Source organism: Mesorhizobium sp. WSM4808 (assembly GCF_055811675.1).
The window spans coordinates 123948-143428 of sequence record NZ_JBVVQX010000014.1; the positions used below are offsets into that span (position 1 = coordinate 123948).

The 19481-nt window shown below is 63.0% G+C and carries 20 protein-coding genes; 5 read left to right on the forward strand and 15 right to left on the reverse strand.

What is annotated here, in order from left to right; genetic code table 11:
* The first annotated feature begins 76 nt into the window (after nucleotides 1–76).
* Complete coding sequence (locus tag AC0L2U_RS24200; protein WP_473602756.1) at nucleotides 77–1405, forward strand: dicarboxylate/amino acid:cation symporter; 1329 nt, start codon at nucleotides 77–79, stop codon at nucleotides 1403–1405.
* A 69-nt stretch (nucleotides 1406–1474) separates the two neighbouring features.
* On the opposite strand, the gene AC0L2U_RS24205 is transcribed toward AC0L2U_RS24200, so the two are convergent.
* The 12 genes from AC0L2U_RS24205 to AC0L2U_RS24260 all read right to left on the reverse strand — a co-directional run bounded on the left by AC0L2U_RS24205 (nucleotide 1475) and on the right by AC0L2U_RS24260 (nucleotide 13072).
* Nucleotides 1475–2503 (reverse strand): ROK family protein, encoded by a 1029-nt coding sequence (locus AC0L2U_RS24205; RefSeq protein WP_128364476.1) that lies wholly within the window; start codon nucleotides 2501–2503, stop codon nucleotides 1475–1477.
* Nucleotides 2500–3222, reverse strand: a complete 723-nt coding sequence (locus AC0L2U_RS24210; RefSeq protein WP_128289613.1) for a ribulose-phosphate 3-epimerase — start codon at nucleotides 3220–3222, stop codon at nucleotides 2500–2502. The genes AC0L2U_RS24205 and AC0L2U_RS24210 overlap by 4 nt, the downstream gene beginning before the upstream one ends.
* Entirely contained in the window at nucleotides 3219–4052 is an 834-nt protein-coding gene (locus tag AC0L2U_RS24215; protein ID WP_473602757.1) for an alpha/beta fold hydrolase, read from the reverse strand. Before AC0L2U_RS24215 ends, AC0L2U_RS24210 begins: the two co-directional genes overlap by 4 nt.
* Complete coding sequence (locus AC0L2U_RS24220) at nucleotides 4052–4870, reverse strand: sugar phosphate isomerase/epimerase family protein (protein ID WP_127319214.1); 819 nt, start codon at nucleotides 4868–4870, stop codon at nucleotides 4052–4054. The genes AC0L2U_RS24215 and AC0L2U_RS24220 overlap by 1 nt, the downstream gene beginning before the upstream one ends.
* On the reverse strand, nucleotides 4870–5946 hold the full coding sequence (locus AC0L2U_RS24225; RefSeq protein ID WP_127319216.1) for a Gfo/Idh/MocA family protein: 1077 nt from the start codon (nucleotides 5944–5946) through the stop codon (nucleotides 4870–4872). Before AC0L2U_RS24225 ends, AC0L2U_RS24220 begins: the two co-directional genes overlap by 1 nt.
* 11 nt (nucleotides 5947–5957) lie before the next feature.
* On the reverse strand, nucleotides 5958–6731 hold the full coding sequence (locus tag AC0L2U_RS24230; protein ID WP_473602771.1) for a sugar phosphate isomerase/epimerase family protein: 774 nt from the start codon (nucleotides 6729–6731) through the stop codon (nucleotides 5958–5960).
* 111 nt (nucleotides 6732–6842) lie between these two features.
* Nucleotides 6843–7685 (reverse strand): carbohydrate ABC transporter permease, encoded by an 843-nt coding sequence (locus AC0L2U_RS24235; protein WP_027036113.1) that lies wholly within the window; start codon nucleotides 7683–7685, stop codon nucleotides 6843–6845.
* A gap of 5 nt (nucleotides 7686–7690) precedes the next feature.
* A complete protein-coding gene (locus tag AC0L2U_RS24240; RefSeq protein WP_023808791.1) occupies nucleotides 7691–8587 on the reverse strand; it encodes a carbohydrate ABC transporter permease in 897 nt (298 codons plus the stop codon).
* Between the two features lie 137 nt (nucleotides 8588–8724).
* A complete protein-coding gene (locus AC0L2U_RS24245) occupies nucleotides 8725–9972 on the reverse strand; it encodes an ABC transporter substrate-binding protein (protein ID WP_127811094.1) in 1248 nt (415 codons plus the stop codon).
* A 110-nt stretch (nucleotides 9973–10082) separates the two neighbouring features.
* Entirely contained in the window at nucleotides 10083–11228 is a 1146-nt protein-coding gene (locus AC0L2U_RS24250) for an ABC transporter ATP-binding protein (RefSeq protein WP_128289611.1), read from the reverse strand.
* Between the two features lie 89 nt (nucleotides 11229–11317).
* On the reverse strand, nucleotides 11318–12268 hold the full coding sequence (locus AC0L2U_RS24255; RefSeq protein ID WP_127811096.1) for a PfkB family carbohydrate kinase: 951 nt from the start codon (nucleotides 12266–12268) through the stop codon (nucleotides 11318–11320).
* Nucleotides 12269–12271: 3 nt separating this feature from the next.
* Nucleotides 12272–13072, reverse strand: a complete 801-nt coding sequence (locus AC0L2U_RS24260; protein WP_127255183.1) for a beta/alpha barrel domain-containing protein — start codon at nucleotides 13070–13072, stop codon at nucleotides 12272–12274.
* A 162-nt stretch (nucleotides 13073–13234) separates the two neighbouring features.
* Here AC0L2U_RS24260 and AC0L2U_RS24265 point away from each other — a divergent pair, with 162 nt between their 5' ends.
* From AC0L2U_RS24265 to AC0L2U_RS24275, 3 genes are all read left to right on the forward strand, one after another.
* Nucleotides 13235–13996, forward strand: a complete 762-nt coding sequence (locus AC0L2U_RS24265; RefSeq protein WP_127319228.1) for a DeoR/GlpR family DNA-binding transcription regulator — start codon at nucleotides 13235–13237, stop codon at nucleotides 13994–13996.
* Nucleotides 13997–14265: 269 nt separating this feature from the next.
* Nucleotides 14266–15414: a Gfo/Idh/MocA family protein gene (locus tag AC0L2U_RS24270; RefSeq protein ID WP_128289610.1), complete on the forward strand. Its 1149-nt coding sequence runs from the start codon at nucleotides 14266–14268 to the stop codon at nucleotides 15412–15414.
* 10 nt (nucleotides 15415–15424) lie between these two features.
* On the forward strand, nucleotides 15425–16384 hold the full coding sequence (locus AC0L2U_RS24275; RefSeq protein WP_128289609.1) for an alpha/beta hydrolase: 960 nt from the start codon (nucleotides 15425–15427) through the stop codon (nucleotides 16382–16384).
* On the opposite strand, the gene AC0L2U_RS24280 is transcribed toward AC0L2U_RS24275, so the two are convergent.
* Both AC0L2U_RS24280 and AC0L2U_RS24285 read right to left on the reverse strand, forming a co-directional pair.
* On the reverse strand, nucleotides 16372–17406 hold the full coding sequence (locus tag AC0L2U_RS24280; RefSeq protein ID WP_127266575.1) for a LacI family DNA-binding transcriptional regulator: 1035 nt from the start codon (nucleotides 17404–17406) through the stop codon (nucleotides 16372–16374). The two genes, AC0L2U_RS24275 and AC0L2U_RS24280, sit on opposite strands and share 13 nt — an antisense overlap.
* Before the next feature lie 146 nt (nucleotides 17407–17552).
* Nucleotides 17553–17723, reverse strand: a complete 171-nt coding sequence (locus AC0L2U_RS24285) for a hypothetical protein (protein WP_164895754.1) — start codon at nucleotides 17721–17723, stop codon at nucleotides 17553–17555.
* A gap of 96 nt (nucleotides 17724–17819) precedes the next feature.
* On the opposite strand from AC0L2U_RS24285, the gene rsgA reads away from it, so the two are divergent.
* The gene (rsgA, locus tag AC0L2U_RS24290; protein WP_164895753.1) at nucleotides 17820–18830 is read left to right on the forward strand and encodes a ribosome small subunit-dependent GTPase A; all 1011 of its coding nucleotides are present in this window, start codon (nucleotides 17820–17822) and stop codon (nucleotides 18828–18830) included.
* A gap of 26 nt (nucleotides 18831–18856) precedes the next feature.
* On the opposite strand, the gene AC0L2U_RS24295 is transcribed toward rsgA, so the two are convergent.
* Nucleotides 18857–19390 (reverse strand): sterol desaturase family protein, encoded by a 534-nt coding sequence (locus AC0L2U_RS24295; protein WP_127381450.1) that lies wholly within the window; start codon nucleotides 19388–19390, stop codon nucleotides 18857–18859.
* Between the last annotated feature and the right edge of the window lie 91 nt (nucleotides 19391–19481).

Sequence of the window (19481 nt, forward strand, 5' to 3'; positions counted from 1 at the left end):
AGCGGCGTGCGACCGGAGCGCCGCGATGGGAGAAGTCACGCAGGGCGCTCCGCCCCATCCGGCCAGGGAGAGTTCGATGCACATCGCAGACCAATCAGGCGCGCTTGCCGCGCAGCGCAAGCCTTTCTATGCCCAACTCTACGTGCAGGTGCTCGTCGCGATTACCGTCGGCATCCTGCTCGGCCATTTCTATCCGTCGGTCGGCGAGAGCATGAAGCCGCTCGGCGACGCCTTTATCAAGCTGGTCAAGATGATCATCGCCCCGGTCATTTTCCTGACCGTGACTACGGGCATTGCCGGCATGAGCGACCTGCAGAAGGTCGGACGTGTCGCCGGCAAGGCGATGCTCTATTTTCTCACCTTTTCGACGCTGGCTCTGATCATCGGCCTTGTCGTCGCCAATGTCGTGCAGCCGGGCGCCGGCTTCAACATCGACCCGGCGACGCTCGACGCCTCGACCATCAGCAATTACGCCGCCAAGGCGCACGACCAGTCGGTCACCGGCTTCCTGATGAACATCATCCCGTCGACCATCGTCGGCGCCTTCGCCGACGGCGACATCCTGCAGGTGCTGTTCTTCTCGGTGCTGTTCGGCATCGCGCTGGCGTTGGTCGGCGACAAGGGCACGCCCGTGCTCAATTTCCTGCAGGCGCTGACGACACCGATCTTCAAGCTGGTCAGCGTGCTGATGAAGGCGGCCCCCATTGGTGCCTTCGGCGCGATGGCCTTCACCATCGGCAAATACGGCATCGGCGCGGTGATCAATCTCGCTATGCTGGTCGGCACCTTCTACGTGACGTCGTTCCTGTTCGTGTTCGTCGTGCTTGGCGCGGTCTGCCGCTACAACGGGTTCTCCATCCTGTCGCTGATCCGCTATATCAAGGAAGAGCTGCTTTTGGTGCTGGGCACCTCCTCATCGGAAGCCGCCCTGCCCTCGCTGATGGAAAAGATGGAGAAGGCCGGCGCCAAGCGCTCGGTCGTCGGCCTGGTCATCCCAACCGGCTATTCCTTCAACCTCGACGGCACCAACATCTACATGACGCTGGCGGCGCTGTTCATCGCACAGGCGACCAACATCCACCTGTCTATGGGTGACCAGATCCTGCTGCTGCTGGTGGCCATGCTTTCCTCCAAGGGTGCCGCGGGCATCACCGGAGCGGGCTTCATCACCCTTGCGGCGACGCTTTCGGTGGTTCCGGCGGTGCCGGTCGCCGGCATGGCGCTGATCCTCGGCGCCGACCGCTTCATGTCGGAGTGCCGGGCGTTGACCAACTTCGTCGGCAATGCTGTCGCCACGCTGGTGGTGGCTCGCTGGGAAGGCGAACTCGACGAGGCCAAGCTGGCCAGAGCGCTGGCGGGCACGGCCGACGATAGCCTGCCGGCGGACGTTGTTCCCGCCGAGTAATGACGCGCGGTCAATGCGTAAAAGGCCGGAGGCGTGCTGCCTCTGGCCTTTGTCATGCAGGTCGCAACGTCAGACCGTGCCGGTCTTGCTCAGCGGCGTGTCCGGAAACGTGCTTGGGCCAACAGGCATGCGGGCTGCCAAAGTGCCCCCGTCGTCGAACAGCACAAGGCTGGCGGCGCCGACGAGCCCGGCATGGCGGCCGAGCTGGGCCTGAACGACCGGCACGTCGCGATAGGCGCGCATAGCCCGTTGCCTGATGGTCGCCTCGATGGTCGGCAGCATCAGATCGAGCCCATTGGCGATGCCACCGCCGACGACCAGCACATCGGGCGAATAGAGATGCAGGAGATTGGTGAAGCCAATGCCCAGCCAGCGCGCTTCCTCCTCCAGCAAGGCCGAGGCAAGAGCGTCCTGCAGCCGTGCCGCCTCGACGACATGGCGGCCGGTCACCTCCGCGTCCGCTGACAAGCGTCGCAAGGTAGAGCCGTCTCCGGCTGCCGTGGCGGCGCTGGCGCGGCGGCCAAGTGCCGTTCCCGACGCGATGGCCTCGAAGCAGCCAACGACACCGCATACGCAGCGCTCGCCTTCATTGGTGATGGTCATGTGACCGATCTCGGCTGCAAGGCCACGGCGGCCATGCAGGATGCGCCCGTCGACGACGACACCGCCGCCGATGCCGGTCGAAACCGTGACAAAGACCAGCGAGCGAGCGCCATGGCCGGCGCCGAAGCGCCATTCGCCGAGCGCCGCGGCATTGGCGTCGTTCTCCAGCCGCACCGGCAGGCCGAGCCGCCGTTCCAGGATGTCGGCAAGCGGCACGTCCAGCCAGCCGGCGAGCGTCGGCGGGCCGACGGCGATGCCGGCCAGCGGATCGAGCGGCCCCGGTGCACCGACGCCGACGCCGACGATCGAAAGTGCCGGGGCCTCGGCATGGACTGTCGCCGCCAACGCCTCGATCTGGCCGATCACCACATCGGGACCGGCCTGCGCCTGCGTCGGCACCGCCGCGAATGCCAGGATCTTGCCGTCGCGGTCGACCAGGGCGGCGCGAAGCTCCGTCCCGCCAAGATCGATCGCAAGGGCGGCTTCTGATGTCATGCCGCGACCTTCAAGCCGTGCAGCCAGCCGATGCGGCCGGCGAGGTCCTTGTCACCGAAGGCGAGCGAACCGAGAACCACGGTTTCGGCCCCGGCGGCACGCAGCAACGGCACGGTCTCGTGGCGGATGCCGCCATCGGCCGCCAGAACCACTTGCGCCTCGCGGCCGGCCTCTCTCAGGATGGCGCGGGCAGCGCCCAGCCTGTCGCAGGCCTTGTCCGACAGGCTCTGTCCCTTGACGCCGATTGCGGTTCCAAGAAGCGTCACGAAGGCGGCTTCCGGGACGAAGGCCGTCACTGCTTCCACAGGCGTCTCCAGCCTGAGTACGACGCCGGCCTCGGCGCCGAGCTCCCGCGCCAGCCGCACGGCGCGCAATCCGGCTTCGCCATTCTCGGCATGGACGCTGATCATGTCGGCGCCGGCTTCGATGAACTGGCGCGTCTGCGCCTCGACGATTGCTTCATCGACCATCAGGTGGACATGGATGGGTTTCGCCGTCAGCCCCGCAATGCGGGCGACGAGATCGGGGAAGAACAGGAAGGACGGTGCGAAATGACCGTCCGCCACATCGATATGATGAAGATCGACATAGGGCTCGATGCGCTTCAAGTCGTTTTCGAAATTGGCGAGATTGGCCGACCAGAGCGAGAATTCGGCGATCATCCGGTCGCGCGGCAATGCGGCGATGGCGGCCGGGCCTGAGAGAGGTTTCGAGATCATGACTGGTCCTGGTTGTTGAAATTCATGTCGAGAAAGTCCGCGATGGCGGCGCGAATTTCGGCGAAATGGCACTCCTTGTCGGTGGCCTTCGGCATCACCTCGGCAAAGGTCGCATTGGGGATGGCGTCGGCGAGGCTGCGGGCGGCGGCCAGCGGATGGACGAGATCGATGCCGCTGCCGATGACGAGCGTAGGGAACGCAAGGCCAGCGGCGGCTGCCCGCGTCACGCCAGGTCCATCCTCTGCGATCGCCTGCATCACCTCGGCGAAGACGGGCGCGTTTTCGCGCGCGAAGAAGCCGAGCAGGGAAGCAAGATTGTCCGGCGCTTCGGTGTGAAAGCGGGCGGCCGTCGCGGACGCCGCGAAGATATCTCGCGCCTCCGATAAAGGACGGCTGAGGATGAGCTCCGCCACTTCCACGTAAGGGCGCATGTTTTGCGGCGCCGCATCGAAAGCCCAGGCAGGGCGCACAAGCAGGAGACCGGCGACCCGGTCCGGGTGCCGGGCGGCAAGCTGCAAGGCAATGGCCGCACCCATCGAGATGCCGCCGGCGACGAAACGGTCGAGGCCGGCCGCATCCGCGGCGGCCAGCACATCATCGGCGAACATCGCGATCGAAAACGGGCGCTTGCTACCGGCGCCGGAACCGCCCTGCGCTCGGCATTCGACGGTCAGCCGACGGTATGAAGGACCATCGGGAAAGTTCTGCGCGACCTGCGCTGCGTCACCGCCGAGGCCATGCTGGAAGACGACGGGAAGCCTGCCCTGCCCCGCGTCGAAGACACGAAGCGCTGCATCGTCGCGAAGCAGGATCGTCGGGGCGGCGCCCATCAGAGGAGCCTTCGCAGAAAGGCGGCGACATCGGGGGCTTCGTCGGCGGACAGGCCGTGGGTGACAAGCGGTCCGTCGAAGCCCGCTGCCTTTAGCCGTGCAACAAAATCCGGAAAATCGACAATGCCTTGTCCTGATGTGGCAAAGCGACCGTCACCATGACGGTCCTTGGCATGCGCCATGGCGATGTGGCCGGCGGCCTCGTCGATCGCGGCGGCAACGATAGCGCGCGCCTCGCCGGGCGTGGCGTGTTCGAACAGGTTTGCCGGATCGAGCACGATCTTCAGATGCTTCGATCCCATCTCGGCGATCAGCCGGGTCGCATCCCTGGCCGAGGTGACGATGTTGGCCTGCTCAGGCTCGATGCCGAGATCGACACCGGCACCTTCGGCCAGCGCCAGCGCCTTCGCCATCTCGGCGGCCATGTCGGACCAGGCGGCCGGATCGGCATTGTCGGGATGATAGGCCCACTGATCGGCGGCGTTGCGCGAGCCGGTGCAGAGCGTGACCAGCGGGATGCCGAGGGCAGCAGCAGCCTCGATGACAACGGCGAGGCGCCTGAGGCCGTCGTCGCGCACGGCTTTGTCGGGATGCGCCATGTTGTAGGTGCCCGACAGTGCTGCGAGTGAAACGCCGTTCGACTGCGCGGCGGCACGGACGGAGGCGATGGCGTCCGCCGGCACAGCATCCGGCATCGACGGCAGGCCGGCACAGGCCAGATTGAACTGCGTCGTCTCATAGCCAGCTTGCCGCACCGCAGCCAGCACGGCGGCCGGATCGGTGCCGGCAAAGGTCTTGGCGAAAATGCCGAGACGCATCACACCGCCCCCGACACCGAGGCGAGTTCGACTCGCTCGCCTGATACCACCGAACGCGCGATGGCGACCATGGCGCGGATCGAGGCGATGCCGTCCTCGACATTGGCGCCACGCATCGGCGTGCCGTTCAGGACTGTGTCGGCAAGACCTTCCAGCTGGCGGCGGAAGAAATGGCCATCGGCGCCGAGCGGCTTGTGGGCCGTGGCGGTCTTCTCGTGAAATATCTCCACCTCGCTGGCGCGGAAGTACCAAGGGTTGAATGTCCTGGCGATAACGGAGCCGTTCTCGCCATAGAGCTGAAAACCTTCGTGCCAGTCCATGCGCACGGCAACCGTCAGGTCGAGATGGCCGAGCGCGCCGCTGGCGAACTCGGTTTCGACGAACCAGCAATAGGCGCCGAATTTCTCATTGAGGCGGGCGCGCACGGCGACGATATCGCCGCACAGGAAACGCGCCGTGTCGACGAGATGCGAGCCATGGGCCAGCATGAAGTATTGCCTGAGATCGGCCTTGGGATTTCCGGCTGGCTTCCTGGCTAGCCTGCTGGTGACGGGCAGCGGCTGCACGGCATCGGTGTTGGTGTAGCGATGGGTGGAATCGCAGTACCAGGCCTTCAGCGCCAGCACTTCGCCGATCTCGTCGCGAACGAAGTCGCGCGCGGCCTCCAGTGCCGGATCGAAGCGCTTCATGTGGCCGACCTGCAGGATCTTGCCCGAGCGCCTGACCGCTTCGGCCAGCGCCTCGCCCTCCTCGACCGAGGTGCCGATCGGCTTTTCACAGAGAACATGCTTGCCGGCGTTGAGCGCCCTGATCGACATCGGCACATGATAGGCGTCCGACGTGGCGACGATCACCGCTTCCAGCTCGGGATCGGCGAGCATTGCCTCATAGTCGGAATACATTTTCTGCGGTTCGTAAGTGGCGCCCATGCGCGCAAGCAGATCGGGTGCCGCGTCGCAGATGGCGTAGAGGTCGGCATTGCCGGCCTTGACGCAGGATTCCAGATGCGCGAACTGCGCGATGGGGCCGCAGCCGAGCACGCCGACCCTGAGGCGTCTGTCCTGTTTCTTGATCATCGTCTCGTTCTTCAGGCGCCGTAGCTGCGCATAGTCTGGCGGTTGGTCTTGACCGCGCCGGCAGGATCGGCGGCGGCCGTTTCGGATTCTTCCTCCAGCACCAGCCAGCCGTTGAAGCGCGGTGCGGTGTTGGCGATCTCGATGACCGCCGGGGTGTCGCAGACGCCCTTGCCGAGCATGGCCCAGGTACCGTTGGCATCGACGTCCTTGAGGTGGATGTAGCGGATGCGGTCGCGGTAGGTGCGCAGCGTATCGGACATGTCCTTGTGGCCGCGCAGGGTATGGCCGGTATCCGGCACCCAGCCGACCAGGTCGGGGTCGAGCAAGGCAAAGATCGTGTCGTAATCGGCGCGGTCGAATAGCAGCGTGTTGTGGTGCGAGCTTGGATGCACCGCAACCTGGACGCCGGCCTTGCGTCCGATCTCGCCGGCCTTGTTGTAGACCTCGGCCGCGATGGCGAACTTGTCCTCGCGCGGGCCGTCGGACACCGCCGTTGCAGAGCCCATCGACACCAGCGCGCCGGGGAAGGCGCCGGCGAAATCGATCCAGCGCTTGGCGGTTTCGAGGTCGGCGCCGATCTCCTCCTTCAGCGTAAAACCACTGTTCGAGCCAAAGGCGAAGGAAACCAGCGTCAGCCCCGACGCCTTCAGCGCGGCGGCGAACTCCTCCGGCTTGTCGCCATAATGTCCGATCATGGTGTCGGTGATCTCGATGCCGGCATAGCCACCATCGGCGATCGCCTTCAGCAGATCGTCGGGGCCGCCGGTAAACCGGTCTCCCAGCATTTCCCAGGTGAAGGTCTGGCAGCCGACTTTGAGCTCTTTCACGTTCGTCCTTTCATTCCTTGGTATCGCCTATTGCTTGATGCCACCCTGCGTCGCCGTGGGATGGACGTCCTACTTGACCGAGCCCGCGGTCATGCCGGCGAGGAAGTACCTCTGGGCAACGAGGTAGATGAGCAAGAGCGGTAGCGAGCCGAGCACACTCATTGCCATCATCTGGTTCCATTCGAAGGCATGCTGCCCCATCAACAGCTGGATGCCGATCGGGACGGTGCGCATGGACGTCGATTTCGTCAGCGTCAGCGCAAAGAGAAATTCGTTCCAGCACAACAGGAAGGTGTAGACCGACGTCGCCACGATACCAGGCAGTGAAATCGGGACAATCACCCGCCAAAGCGCTGTCCAACTGGAGCCGCCATCGACAGCCACGGCTTCATCGAGATCGCGGGGCAAGGTGTTCAGATATCCCGTCATCAGCAGGATCGCGTAGGGCAGCGTAAACACCAGGTAAGTCAGGATCAGTGCGACGTAGGTATCGAAGATGCCGTATGAGACGACAAGTCCGAAGAAGGGGATCAAAAGTGTGATCGGCGGAATCGTCTGCGTGCTGATGATGATTGTGTTCAGGATGCCCTTGCCGCGGAAGTTGAAGCGGCTGAACCCGTAGGCCGCCAGCAAGGCGATCAGCACCGTCAGCACGGTCACCGCTCCCGCCACGAAATAGCTGTTGAAGAAGAAGCGCAGCTTTACCGGGTCGCCAAGGATGGCTGCATACGCTTCCAGCGTAAACGCCTTTGGCAGGATGGTTGGTGGCAAGGCAAAGATTTCGGTATTCGATTTGAACGAGCTGCTCAGCATCCAGTAGATCGGAAATGCCGCGAAAAAGAGCCCCGCTGCAAGCGCTACATGGAGCGCGACGGTGATCAGCCTGTCTTTCGGCGTATGCCTTTTCCTCATGATGACTACCGAGCCTTCTGATAGCGAATATAGAACAGCGTCAGGCCGAGAGAGATCAACAAGATGACCACAGCGCTGGCTGAAGCCTGCGACAGGTTGTAGCTCGAAAACGCCAGCTTATACGTGTAGGTGCTGAGGACCTCGGTCGAGTAGATCGGGCCACCGCCCGTCGTTATCCAGATTAACGGGAAGACCTGCATGGTCCAGATGAAGTCAAGCAGCGAGATGCTGATGATGATCGGCATCAGCTGCGGAATGGTGATGAAGATCAGCTTCTGGTAGGCTTTCGCCCCGTCGATATCGGCAGCCTCGTAGAAATCCTTGGGAATGCCCTGCAAACCCGCGAGCAGGCTGACCATGAAGAGCGGATAGCCCGCCCAGATGTTGGCAAAGGTGACCGCGTGCAGCGCGGTCTCAGGCGAGGAAAACCATTCGACCTTGGAACCGATGATGCCGATTTGCATGAGAATGCTATTCACGACACCGTTCGGCTCAAGCAGCAGGCGCCAGATCACGGCGATAATCACCGCGGTGAACAGCCAAGGCAGTATATAGAGCACGCGCAGGATATTGCGCAGCGTCGGATTGATGCGGTCGCTGTTCAGCATGAGCGCGAAGGCCATGCCGATGGTCATGTGGAAAATGACACTCATGCATGTGAAGTAGAGCGTGTGCCACAGCGAAGCCCAGAACACGGGGTCGTCGAAGATCGCCTGGTAGTGTTTCAGTCCGGCAAAGGATGGGTCACGACGCAGCACCGCGCTGTTCTGGAACGAGTAGCCAATCACCGTCACCATCGGCAGCAGCATCAGAAGCCCGATTATGAGCAGCGAGGGCGACAGATAGAGGTAGGGTGCGACCGCTCGTTTGAGCTTATGGTGGGAACGCTTTTGCCGGGTCATGTGCCAACCTTGGGATACGCCTTCAAGAGAAGGTAAGCTTCAAAAACAGGTCCACTCAAATTGCCGATCCGTTGTTGCCGGGTGGCCTGCCCGAAGTCAGGCCACCCGGTCGAAGATAGCAAACGGGAACAGGCCGATCAGAATTTCGCCATCCAGCCCTTCTGAGCGGCGGCGGCTGCTTGTTCCGGAGATTGCTCGCCGGCGAGCATCTTTTGGGCTTGCACGTCGAACTGGGTCATCAGGTCTTCTGCCACCGGCAGGCCCGTGAACTCATTGGCGAGATAACCGGTCTTGAAGATTTCGAAAGCCTTGCCGAAAGCCTTGTCCGAGGTCACGAAATCGGGCTTGGCGTTGACGTTGCCGGGGAAGGCGTTTGCAAGCGATACGAGCTTGGCGTTCACCTTTTCACTCATCACATATTGGACGAGTTTCCAGGCCTCTTCCTGATGTTTCGAGGCAGCAGAGATGCCGATGCCCCAGGAGGCATAGGGAAGGCCGCGCTTGCCGGTATAGTTTTCCACGACCGGGACCGGGATGAGGTCGAAGTTCAGCTTGGGATTGCGCTTGCGGATGAGGTTCACATGCGCGAGCGAGTCGATCATCATCCCGACGCGGTTGTTGACGAACTCCTCGACCTTTTCCTGCTCGGTCTTGGTGGCGATGCCGGGCGAGATGGTTCCGGCGTCGTTGAGAGATTTGACGAAGGTGAGCATGTCCACCACCGGTTTGCCCTCAAGGTCCGGCTTGCCGTTCGCCATCATCGACTGACCCGAAGCCCAAACCCACGACATCATGTCGTTCTGGACGCCGGATGGCGTTTGCAGCGAGAGGGGCAGCACCCAGCCATACTGGTTCTTGTCGGCGATCGTCATCTTCTTGGCGGCTTCGAGAAACTCCGCACGGGTCGACGGCAGCTTGGTCACGCCTGCCTGGGCGGCGAGGTCCAAATTCACGAAGACCGGATAGACGAAGGAAGCCACGGGAAACATCACCGCCTTGCCGTCCACCTTGATGATGTCCGCGACCTGGCTCTTGTCGAAAGCGCTCGCATCCATCATCGGATTCATGTCGGCGAGTGCGCTCTGCGCATTCAGATTGTTCACCCAGGCACCGTCGAGACCGACGACGTCGCTGAGCGTTCCGGTTGCAGCACCAACCGAGATCTGGTCTCGCGTGGTCGCGTAGGGCCCACTGACCAGCGTCACTTTGATTCCGGGATTTGCGGCCTCGAAGTCATCCATGATTGCCCTGAGCGAGCCAGCCGGCAATTCGGGCTCCCACCATTGGGTGAATTCCAGCGTCGTATCCGCCATGGCGCCGGTTGCGCCAAGCAACCATGCGGCTGCGGCTATTTTCAGCATCGCGGGTTTTATACGAAACGTCATCTTCTCCTCCTTCTTTATATTCGACCGCACAATGCGGCCGATCGTCTGGTTACTCACAAATCTTCTTATGCAGGTGCCTCACCCTCACCCGCGGGTCTTATCGCTGATATTCAAATTGCCAGATGCGTCTCCGGGTCGAAGAAATGGAGCTTGGCGTCATCCAGGGCCAACCTGATTTCCGAGCCGGAGCGGACTGTGCTGGTCGGTTCGAATTTCGCCACCGCATTCGACGCCAGGCCGAAATCCTGCACCGCGTCAGGGTCGCCGGAGTCCACCCGGACCGCGTCGATGTCGAGATGGACGATTTGTTCGGATCCAAGTTCTTCGATCGAGGTCACCTTTGCCGGTATCGTCTGATACTTGCGGCCGGATTCGAGGCTGCTGTCATAGAGATCCTCCGGTCGTATGCCGAACACGACCTTGCGCCCCGCATACGACCTCAAGCCCGGCCTGCGCACGAAGGCTGCATCCTGCAGCCGGATGGCCAGGGCGCCGGACATCAGTTCGTCGCCCGTCAGGGTTGCCTCGAAAAGGTTCATCGAAGGAGACCCGATGAAGCCGGCAACGAAGGCGTTCACCGGCGATTCATAGAGCCTCTTGGGTGTGTCGACCTGCTGCAGCACGCCGCCTTTCAACACCGCGACCCTGTCGCCCATCGTCATGGCTTCGGTTTGGTCGTGGGTCACATATATGGTCGTTACGCCGAGCTGCTTTTGCAGACTGGTGATTTCGGCGCGCATTTGAACACGCAGTTTCGCATCCAGATTGGAAAGCGGTTCGTCCATGAGAAAGGCTGCCGGCTCGCGCACCATGGCGCGGCCCATGGCAACCCTTTGACGCTGCCCGCCTGAAAGGTTCGCGGGTTTGCTGTCCAGCAGAGACGTCAGTTGAAGGGTTTTGGCGATCTCGTCCACGCGCTTTTTGCGCTCGGCCTTCGGCTTGCCTGCCAGCCGCATCGAAAAGCCGATGTTTTCGAACACCGTCATATGCGGGTAGAGGGCGTAGCTCTGGAAGACCATCGCGATGTCGCGGTCCTTGGGCGGCATGTCGACGACGTCTATTCCGCCGATCCGAAGGCTGCCGCTGGTGACGTCCTCCAATCCCGCGATCATCCGCAGCGCGGTGGATTTGCCACAGCCGGACGGCCCGACGAGAATCAAGAACTCACCGTCCTTGACCGACAGGTTCAATTGGTCGATTGCGTGAAAATTGTTCCCGTATGTCTTGCAGATATTTTCAAGAACGACTTCTGCCATATTCCTCCCTCCACAAGTCTAAGCCACTGATTTTTATGATTGTCTTCGGCTTACGTTCACCTGCGAAATATTTCCTCGGATAGTTCGGGCTATGTTCCGGTATCGAGCCGCGCATATTTCAGTTCGACTGCCGACGGCGCGTTCGTCGATGCCAGGAGTTCCGTGACCTGGGCGTCGGTCGGAAGCGCCTCGCGCCCGCCCCGCCCCGTTATCGAAAGGGCCGCCGCCGCGGCCGCGAATGCGACCCGGCCTGCGGTGTCGGCCCCGCGTGTCAATGCAAGGGCATAGGCGCCATGAAAGCAGTCACCGGCGCCGGTCGAGTCGACGACGGCAACCTGGTGCGGAGGCAGGTGCCAGAGCCCTGTCTCGTCGCGTCCGCGATAGAAGACGCCCCTGCCGCCATCCGTCAGAACCACGGCGGAGCGCGACGGCAACCACAATGCATCGAGTATCTCGGCCGGCGACTGGCGGCCGGTGGCGGTCCGCGCGAAGCCGAGCGGAAGAATGAGATGGTCGCAGAGCCCGATCAGTCTCTCGGTGGCCGGGCCGTGGCTCCATTCGACATCGCCGAGGATCGCAAGGCCGAGATCGCGAGCCCGAGCCACGACATCCAGCGACCCGATCCCGTAACTGTCGACGATCAGGACTGTCGCGCGGCTGAGAACCTCGTCCGGAAAGTCCGGCGCGGTGCCCAGCATCGCTTCGTCGTCATACGCGATGAATCGCTCCCCATCCGAACCGACGGTGATCCGCGAGCGCACCGGGCGCGCGTGCGGGTGGCGCGGCGCAAACGCGGTTTCAACGCCGCTCGCAACGAGATCGCACAACACGGCGTCGTCGGCGGCACTGCCCAGCCATCCGACGAACCCGGCGCTTCCGCCGAGCCGCGCGACGGCGGCAAGTGCCGTCGCGACATTTCCCCCGAAAGCTCGGGCACTTTGCAGAACCTTCCCCTTGCCCGCCGACAACGGCTGATCGACATAGACGATGTCGTCGATCGCAATAGCTCCGAAGCCGAGGATTGAAGGGACGGCGGGCATGGTTCAGGCACCCGCCTTCGCCAGGGCGTCTTGCGCCGAAAGGCCGTCATGGATGACGCCCCGAAAGGCGATCGCTGCCTTTTCCGGATCGCCGTGCCCCCAGAGATTGCGGCCCACCACGGCACCGCGCGCGCCGGCACGGATGGCGTCCGCCGTCTGCTGAAGGGCGCCGAGCAGCGTGTCGGTCTTCGGACCACCGGCGATCACAACCGGCACCGGGCAGGTCCGAACGGTCTCTCGGAACGACTCGAAATCGCCCGTGTAACCGATCTTGATCACATCGACGCCGGACTCGTAGCCGATGCGTGCCGCATAGGCGATCTCGTCGGGGGTGAAAACGATTTTTGCCCCGTCGGTGAAATCGCGAGGGTAGATATGCGCCACCACCGGCATGCCGTAACGGGCCGCCGCGTTCACCGAATCGGTCAGCCAGCGTATGTATTTGCCCTCGGTCGCGCCGCGCACCGGAATGGCCACGGCCAACGCATCGGCGCCAGCGCGCACCGCATCCTCGGGCGTTGCAATCAGTTCACTGATGCGATCGTCCGGGGTGAAGCAGCCGGCCTGGATCACCAGGCAAGCCTTGCCCGCGTATTGCGGCCACAGATGGCGCGCGGTGCCGGGCTGGATGCTGACGTAGTCGGGTTTGCCTACCATGACGCGTGCAAGGGCGCCCGGCAGATCGGCAAGACCTCCTTTGCGCACGTCGCCATAGCCGACAAAGTGGTCGACCGCGCCGCCAAAAAGATTCCCCGATGGATGTGAGAAGAGGCGCGCCAGGCGCACCTTGGTTCCGAGGCTCATGAGTCCAAAATTCTCCAATCGATTGATTTCAAAATCCTGCACCCAGTGTTTGCGAAAGAAAAGACAAATGCAATCTTTCGAAAGCTTTCGAATTCGCATATTTTTGGTAGAGTGAACCGAGGCCAGGGTGATTGCTTGGCGGATGGAGGCAAGGACAGGGCAATGTTGTCAGAGCAGAGACGCCAATCGATCCTGGGTGAAGTGCAACGTAGCGGACAGGTCCGCATCAAGGACCTGTCAGACGATTTTGGCGTATCGGAAGTCACGGTGCGCTCCGACCTCGAGATACTGGACCGCAAGGGACTGCTGACCAAGACCCGCGGAGGCGCGGTGACCCGGACCACGGATTCGACCACGGCCGCGTTCGCCCGGCGGATGCAAACGAACCTCGATGCAAAGAAACGCATCGCCCGGGCAGCGGTAGAACTGTTCGAGGACAACCAATCGGTCATCTTCGACGGCGGCTCGACATTGATGCAGGTTGCCATGCTGTTACCGCCGCTCAGCAATGTCGTGGTCGCGGCCACGGCGATGAATATCGTGCAGCATCTGATGCATCGGCCCGGGCTCGACGTTCACATGATCGGCGGCCGGGTCTATCCAGACACGGTGAGCACACTGATCACCGATGCCGACACGGCTCTCGGCGGCTTGGTAGCGCATCAGGTCTTTGTTGGAGCGCATGCGATTGACTCGTCACTGGATGTGGTCGACGTGAACGAAGACATGGCGCGAACGAAGCGAAACCTCGTGCGCATGGCCCGGCGCGTTGTCCTCCTTGCGGATTCGAGCAAATGGGGCGTCAGCGGGACCTCCAAGGCATTTTCGCTGTCGAGCGTCGATGTCGTGATCACCGACGACGGCCTGTCCGACCCGATACGCAGCCAGCTTGATAGGACCGGGGCCAAGGTGATCTATGCCTGACCCCGTCGCGGTCCCTGGCTGCGACCGAGTATCCAATGCGCGCATAGCCCACAGGATTCGCATCGGCGGTCGGCCGGTTTTCATGCCTGTCATTTTCTCCTCCCAGGGCTGGCGGCCTCCCAGATATCGCACCAACATTTTCGCATGTTGTATAAAAGTTTTACGCACGTCAATATTTAAAATGTTGTATAGCCTTTTCCGAAAGCGATCCGCCTAACGGCTGGGCGGATCCCGGCAGGCCATGAGCGCATTGGGAGGCAGGATCGAAAATGCACGGGACATCAAAGACCAAACTCGGGATCGGCGTCATCGGATGCGGCAACATCTCGATGACTTACCTGCGCAACGCCGGGCTTTTTGGCGGGATCGAATTGCGCGCCTGTGCCGATATTTCGGCCGACATGGCGGCGGTGCGGGCGAAGGAATATGGCATCCAGGCACTCGGCGTCGATGCGTTGCTGGCGGACCCGGAGATCGATCTTGTCCTCAACTTGACCATTCCGGCGGCGCATTTCGACATTTCGTTTGCCGCGCTTTCGGCCGGCAAGCACGTCTTCACCGAAAAGCCGCTCGCCACCTCGGCCGCCGACGGACAACGCCTGGTCAACGAGGCCCGGTCGCGCGGCCTGCTGCTCGGCTCGGCGCCCGACACGTTCCTCGGTGCTGCCGGGCGCCGTGCGCGCCGGTTGATGGATGACGGCGCCATCGGCCGTCCGGTCACCGGCACCGCCTTCATGATGGGCCGCGGCATGGAGCACTGGCACCCCAACCCGCAATTCTACTACCAGCCAGGCGGTGGCCCCGTGTTCGACATGGGTCCGTACTATCTGACCATGCTGGTCAATCTGCTCGGCCCGGTCGAGCGCGTCATGGCAATGGCGACACGCGGCCAGGAAGAAAGGCTGATATCAGCCGAAGGGCCATTCAAGAACACCACATTCAAGGTCGGCACGCCGACCAATGTGCTGTCGCTGCTCGAGTTCCGCTCCGGCGCGACCGTCACCTTCGGCGCCTCGTGGGACGTCTTTCGCCACTCCAACCATCCGATCGAACTGCACGGCACGGAGGGCTCGCTGCGCCTGCCCGACCCCGACACGTTCGGCGGCACGGTGTCGCTGTCGGAACGCGGCGCCGACTGGCAGGATTTCGCCAGCGAGGGCGAGCTCTACGGCGCGCGCAACTGGCCTTATGCGGCACCCGATCGCGCCAATTACCGCATGCTCGGCGTCGCCGATCTGGTGCGCTCGCTTCAAACCGGCAGCACCCCACGGGCCTCCGGCAGCCTCGCGCTGCATGTACTGGAGATCATGGAGGCTATCCTGCGCTCCGGTGAAACACAGGGATCAATCGCCATCGCGGGCGATGTCGTGCAGCCGGCCCTGCTGACCGAGGAAGAGGCGAGCAGCCTGCTGGCCTGAGGACATGACCATGACGCTCGATCCGGATGCGCTGCGCGTCCTCGAAATTGGTCGTGCAGCCGGCGGCGAGCCATTCGAGACCGGCAGCGTGGCGGCGGCGCGAACTGCTTACAACGCCTCGTTCCCGACGTTACAGGGTGAGCACGAGCCGGTCGCTGCGACCCAGGAACGGCAGATCGACGGGACGAATGGGCCTATAGCGCTCCGCATCCATCGCGGCATCGGCGCACCGCAGAGCGGGGCACCGGCGCTGCTCTACCTGCATGGCGGCGGCTGGGTCATCGGCAACCTCGATTCGCATGACGAGATCTGCCGCCTGATGGCCAATCTCGGCGGCGCCGTCATTGTCTGTCCCGATTATCGCTTGGCGCCAGAGCACAAATTTCCCGCCGGGCTCGAGGATTGCCTGGCAACACTGCGCTTCATAGCGGAGAATGCCGCCGGTCTCGGCATCGACATCAGACGCATCGGCGTTGCCGGCGACAGCGCCGGCGGCAATCTCGCCACGGTGCTGGCGCTGCTTGCCCGCGATGGGCTTGCGCCTCCGCTTGCGGCGCAACTCCTGATCTATCCCAACACCGACGCGCGGCAGGCATCGAATAGCTACCAGCGTTTCGGCGACGGCTTCGGGCTCGCCGCAACCACCATGGCCTGGTTCCGCGACCACTATGTGCGAACGCCCGACGATATCACGGACTGGCGCGTCTCGCCCTTTCTGGCGCCTGCCCTCGCCGGCTCGGCGCCGGCTTTTGTGGCGCTTGCCGGCTGCGACATCCTCGCCGACGAAGGGGCAGCCTATGCGGCGCGCCTGCAAGCCGCGGGCGTTCCGCTCATCCAGCGGCAATGGCCGGGCCAGATCCACGGCTTCGTCTCGATGGGACGCCATATCCCCGCTGCCCGGCAAGCGGTGGCCGAGGCGGTGGCTGCCTGGCGCCACTTCGAGAAGGTCGCTGACGATCAGGCCGACTGACGCATCACCAGGGTGGCGCCGAGCTTGACAGTGCGGGCCAGGCCTTGCTTCGGCGGATCGGCCTCGTCCAGCAGAGCCAGCAGTATCTCGACGCTGCGGCCGGCCATGGCGGTGAAATCCTGCGCCATGGTGGTCAGCGCCGGGCAGGTGTAGCGGCTCAGCGGATGATCGTCATGCGCGGCAACGCGTAGATCGCAATCGGGTCTGCGGCCGACCTTCAGGCCGCGCGAGAACGCAGCCGCCATCACGCCAAAGGCGAGACGATCATTGGCGCACAGGATGGTGCGGCCGGGCAAGGCGCCGGCCTGCAGCATTTTTTCCGTCTGCTCGTAGCCGATGCGTTCGAAGTCCCAGGTGTAATCGCGGGTGCCTTCGATGACGACCGGCTTGAACCCGGCGGTCTCCATCGCGACGATGTAGCTTTCCTGGCGTTCGCCGGAGTTGTGGTTGACGTGTGGGATGTCGAGATAGACCGGCGGCTCACCCGAACGGCAGAGATAGTCGACGATGGTCGAGACGCTCTGCCGGTTGTCGTTGCCGACGAACGGCGTATCGCCCTCGATATAGGTGTCGAAATAGACAATCGGAATATCCTGCCCGAGCTTGTCGAAGACGCCGCGGTCGGAAGCCAGACCCAGTGGGGCGATGATCGCGCCGGCGACCTTCAGCGACAGCAGCGTCCTGACCGACTCCGCCTCCAGCTTCGGCGAACCATGTGAGGAGATGACGATCGGCCAGTAGCCTTCGTCGCGGCAGCGAAATTCGATGCGGCTGACCATCTCGGCGTAGAACGGATCGGTGATCGTCGGCACGACGATGCCGATGTTGCGGGTGCGCTTGCGGTTGAGATTTCGGGCGAAAAGGTTGGGCTGATAGTCCGAGGAGCGCAGGGCGGCTTCGATGCGCGCCCGCGTCGCCGGCTTCACGCTCGCCGGATCGTCGAAATATTTGGACAGCGTCGGCCGGGACACGCCGCATGCCTGGGCGAAGTCATCCATCGTGCGGTGCGTCTTCTCCGCCATCGATATATTCCTGATCCCCTGCCATGATCGGCCCGCCCCAGTCATGCGGCCGTTGACCGGATGCGACAATGCTGGATGGAACTTATTCAGTCAATTTTCACAGTTACCAATAGAACCCAGAAATATTGCATGCGTCAAATTATTCGTTAACGTTTCAAAACTGAGGCGGCTCGCCGCCGTTTTTTCCCGCCAAACGCTTTCGGATAGCGCTGTTTCGTCGACTTGATCGTCAGTTCGACGATCGAGGGATAGGCTGCAGAAGCTTGCCGCTCGCTCTCGGCTCCGGCCTGCTTGCCAAATGCCGCCATGCCGCCCATACAGCTGGGCAATCGCCCACCCCGTCCGCGCCTCACCTGCCAGGGATACTCTCCAATGTCCGCGACGCCGTGGTCAAAGCCGTGACGGACCACTCCATGCCATCGCTTGCCGGCCTGGGCTGGACGGATTTTTTTGGCGACCAGCTCGAACCCGGCGACGCCGATCTTGTCCCGACGCGGATCGCCACCGTCCACCGCGATCGCCTGACCGGCCTGTCCCAGGCAGGGCCGGTCGATCTGACGCTGCCGGCGCAGGCGAACACCGGTGACTATGCGGTCGGCGACTGGGTACTGGTCGATGGGCATGAACACCTTGTGCAGCGCCGCCTGGTCCGCAAGACGGTGCTGGAGCGCCGCACCCAGGGCGGCAGGGTGCCGCAGCTTGCCGCGGCCAATGTCGACACGCTGTTCATCGTCACCTCGTGCAATGCCGACTTCAATCCCGCCCGGCTCGAGCGTTATCTGGCGCTCGCCAATGAGGCCGGAACGACGCCAGTGATCCTGCTGACCAAGGCCGATACCGCTGAAGACGCCGAGACATATGCAAGGCAGGCTGCCGCGTTGCAGCGTGGATTGCCGGTCGTGACGCTGAACCCCCGGACATCGGATGCGGCAACCATCCTGGCTGCCTGGTGCGGTGTCGGCCAGACGGTGGCGCTGATCGGCTCCTCCGGCGTCGGCAAATCGACGCTGGTCAACACGCTGGCCGGATCGGGGCAGCAATCGCCGCAGCAGACCGGAGGCATACGCGAGCACGATGCCAAGGGACGCCACACCACCACGTCGCGATCGCTGCACGCCATTGCCGGCGGCGGCTGGGTGATCGACACGCCGGGAATGCGGACGCTGCAAGTCAGCGACGTCGGCTATGGCATCGACACGCTGTTTGCCGAAATCACCGAGCTCGCGCCGCTCTGCAAGTTCCGCGACTGCACGCATGTGCATGAGCCGGGCTGTGCTGTGCAGGCTGCCTTGAAGGCCGGGACGCTCGATCCCGAGCGCCTTGCCCGCTGGCGCAAGCTGTCCGACGAAAACCAGAACAACACGCCGGCTCAGAGCGGACCCCGCGGAGCCAAGTCTCCCGGAGGTCGCGGGAAGAGGCGTTGAACGATTGGGGTTGATCTGGCCTCCGACTAGAGCCGCGCCGTCCCGAAAACGCGATCCCAGAACGCCGACGTCACACCGAAATTGGCCGCTTCGTCGATGTGGTGATGGACCGCGTGGCGACGCTTGAGCGTGTAGAGATAGCTCGGATGCGCGGGATGCCAGTGATGGATCATGTGGTGGATGCTGATGTACCAGAGGTACCCCAGCATCAACCCGCAGCTTACCGCGCTAGCGGTGGCGAAATCCGAGATCATCCATAGCGGCAGGAACGCGACCAGCGCATGCACCCCGAGGCTGAGCCAGGTCGGCGTGCCCACCGAACTGCGCTCCTCGACATGGTGACGGTCGTGCAGGTCCTTGATGTAGGGAATGTGGTGAAGAACGAACCTGTGCAGCACATACTCGATCAGCGTCCAGAGGCCGAGACAGGCGAGGACCGTGCCTATCCAGCCCGGCGCACCCTCTTCGCCGGCTTCGAGCAGCCCGGCCACTGCCAGCACGGCGATTACCAGCGGATACACGACGAAGTCGCTGTAGTAGCCAATAAGACCGAGTTGCATCGTCACCTAGCCTTCGAGCCGCCAAATAGGCGATGGTATCAGATTGCCGGACTCGCGGGTGAGGTGCAATGCAGCCGCGCCTGACATAGCG

Excerpts from the sequence above, each read along its gene's own strand:
- AC0L2U_RS24200 (WP_473602756.1), top strand. The coding sequence starts at position 77 with ATGCACATCGCAGACCAATCAGGCGCGCTTGCCGCGCAGCGCAAGCCT.
- AC0L2U_RS24205 (WP_128364476.1), bottom strand. The coding sequence starts at position 2,503 with ATGACATCAGAAGCCGCCCTTGCGATCGATCTTGGCGGGACGGAGCTT.
- AC0L2U_RS24210 (WP_128289613.1), bottom strand. The coding sequence starts at position 3,222 with ATGATCTCGAAACCTCTCTCAGGCCCGGCCGCCATCGCCGCATTGCCG.
- AC0L2U_RS24215 (WP_473602757.1), bottom strand. The coding sequence starts at position 4,052 with ATGGGCGCCGCCCCGACGATCCTGCTTCGCGACGATGCAGCGCTTCGT.
- AC0L2U_RS24220 (WP_127319214.1), bottom strand. The coding sequence starts at position 4,870 with ATGCGTCTCGGCATTTTCGCCAAGACCTTTGCCGGCACCGATCCGGCC.
- AC0L2U_RS24225 (WP_127319216.1), bottom strand. The coding sequence starts at position 5,946 with ATGATCAAGAAACAGGACAGACGCCTCAGGGTCGGCGTGCTCGGCTGC.
- AC0L2U_RS24230 (WP_473602771.1), bottom strand. The coding sequence starts at position 6,731 with ATGCTGGGAGACCGGTTTACCGGCGGCCCCGACGATCTGCTGAAGGCG.
- AC0L2U_RS24235 (WP_027036113.1), bottom strand. The coding sequence starts at position 7,685 with ATGAGGAAAAGGCATACGCCGAAAGACAGGCTGATCACCGTCGCGCTC.
- AC0L2U_RS24240 (WP_023808791.1), bottom strand. The coding sequence starts at position 8,587 with ATGACCCGGCAAAAGCGTTCCCACCATAAGCTCAAACGAGCGGTCGCA.
- AC0L2U_RS24245 (WP_127811094.1), bottom strand. The coding sequence starts at position 9,972 with ATGACGTTTCGTATAAAACCCGCGATGCTGAAAATAGCCGCAGCCGCA.
- AC0L2U_RS24250 (WP_128289611.1), bottom strand. The coding sequence starts at position 11,228 with ATGGCAGAAGTCGTTCTTGAAAATATCTGCAAGACATACGGGAACAAT.
- AC0L2U_RS24255 (WP_127811096.1), bottom strand. The coding sequence starts at position 12,268 with ATGCCCGCCGTCCCTTCAATCCTCGGCTTCGGAGCTATTGCGATCGAC.
- AC0L2U_RS24260 (WP_127255183.1), bottom strand. The coding sequence starts at position 13,072 with ATGAGCCTCGGAACCAAGGTGCGCCTGGCGCGCCTCTTCTCACATCCA.
- AC0L2U_RS24265 (WP_127319228.1), top strand. The coding sequence starts at position 13,235 with ATGTTGTCAGAGCAGAGACGCCAATCGATCCTGGGTGAAGTGCAACGT.
- AC0L2U_RS24270 (WP_128289610.1), top strand. The coding sequence starts at position 14,266 with ATGCACGGGACATCAAAGACCAAACTCGGGATCGGCGTCATCGGATGC.
- AC0L2U_RS24275 (WP_128289609.1), top strand. The coding sequence starts at position 15,425 with ATGACGCTCGATCCGGATGCGCTGCGCGTCCTCGAAATTGGTCGTGCA.
- AC0L2U_RS24280 (WP_127266575.1), bottom strand. The coding sequence starts at position 17,406 with ATGGCGGAGAAGACGCACCGCACGATGGATGACTTCGCCCAGGCATGC.
- AC0L2U_RS24285 (WP_164895754.1), bottom strand. The coding sequence starts at position 17,723 with ATGGGCGGCATGGCGGCATTTGGCAAGCAGGCCGGAGCCGAGAGCGAG.
- rsgA (WP_164895753.1), top strand. The coding sequence starts at position 17,820 with ATGCCATCGCTTGCCGGCCTGGGCTGGACGGATTTTTTTGGCGACCAG.
- AC0L2U_RS24295 (WP_127381450.1), bottom strand. The coding sequence starts at position 19,390 with ATGCAACTCGGTCTTATTGGCTACTACAGCGACTTCGTCGTGTATCCG.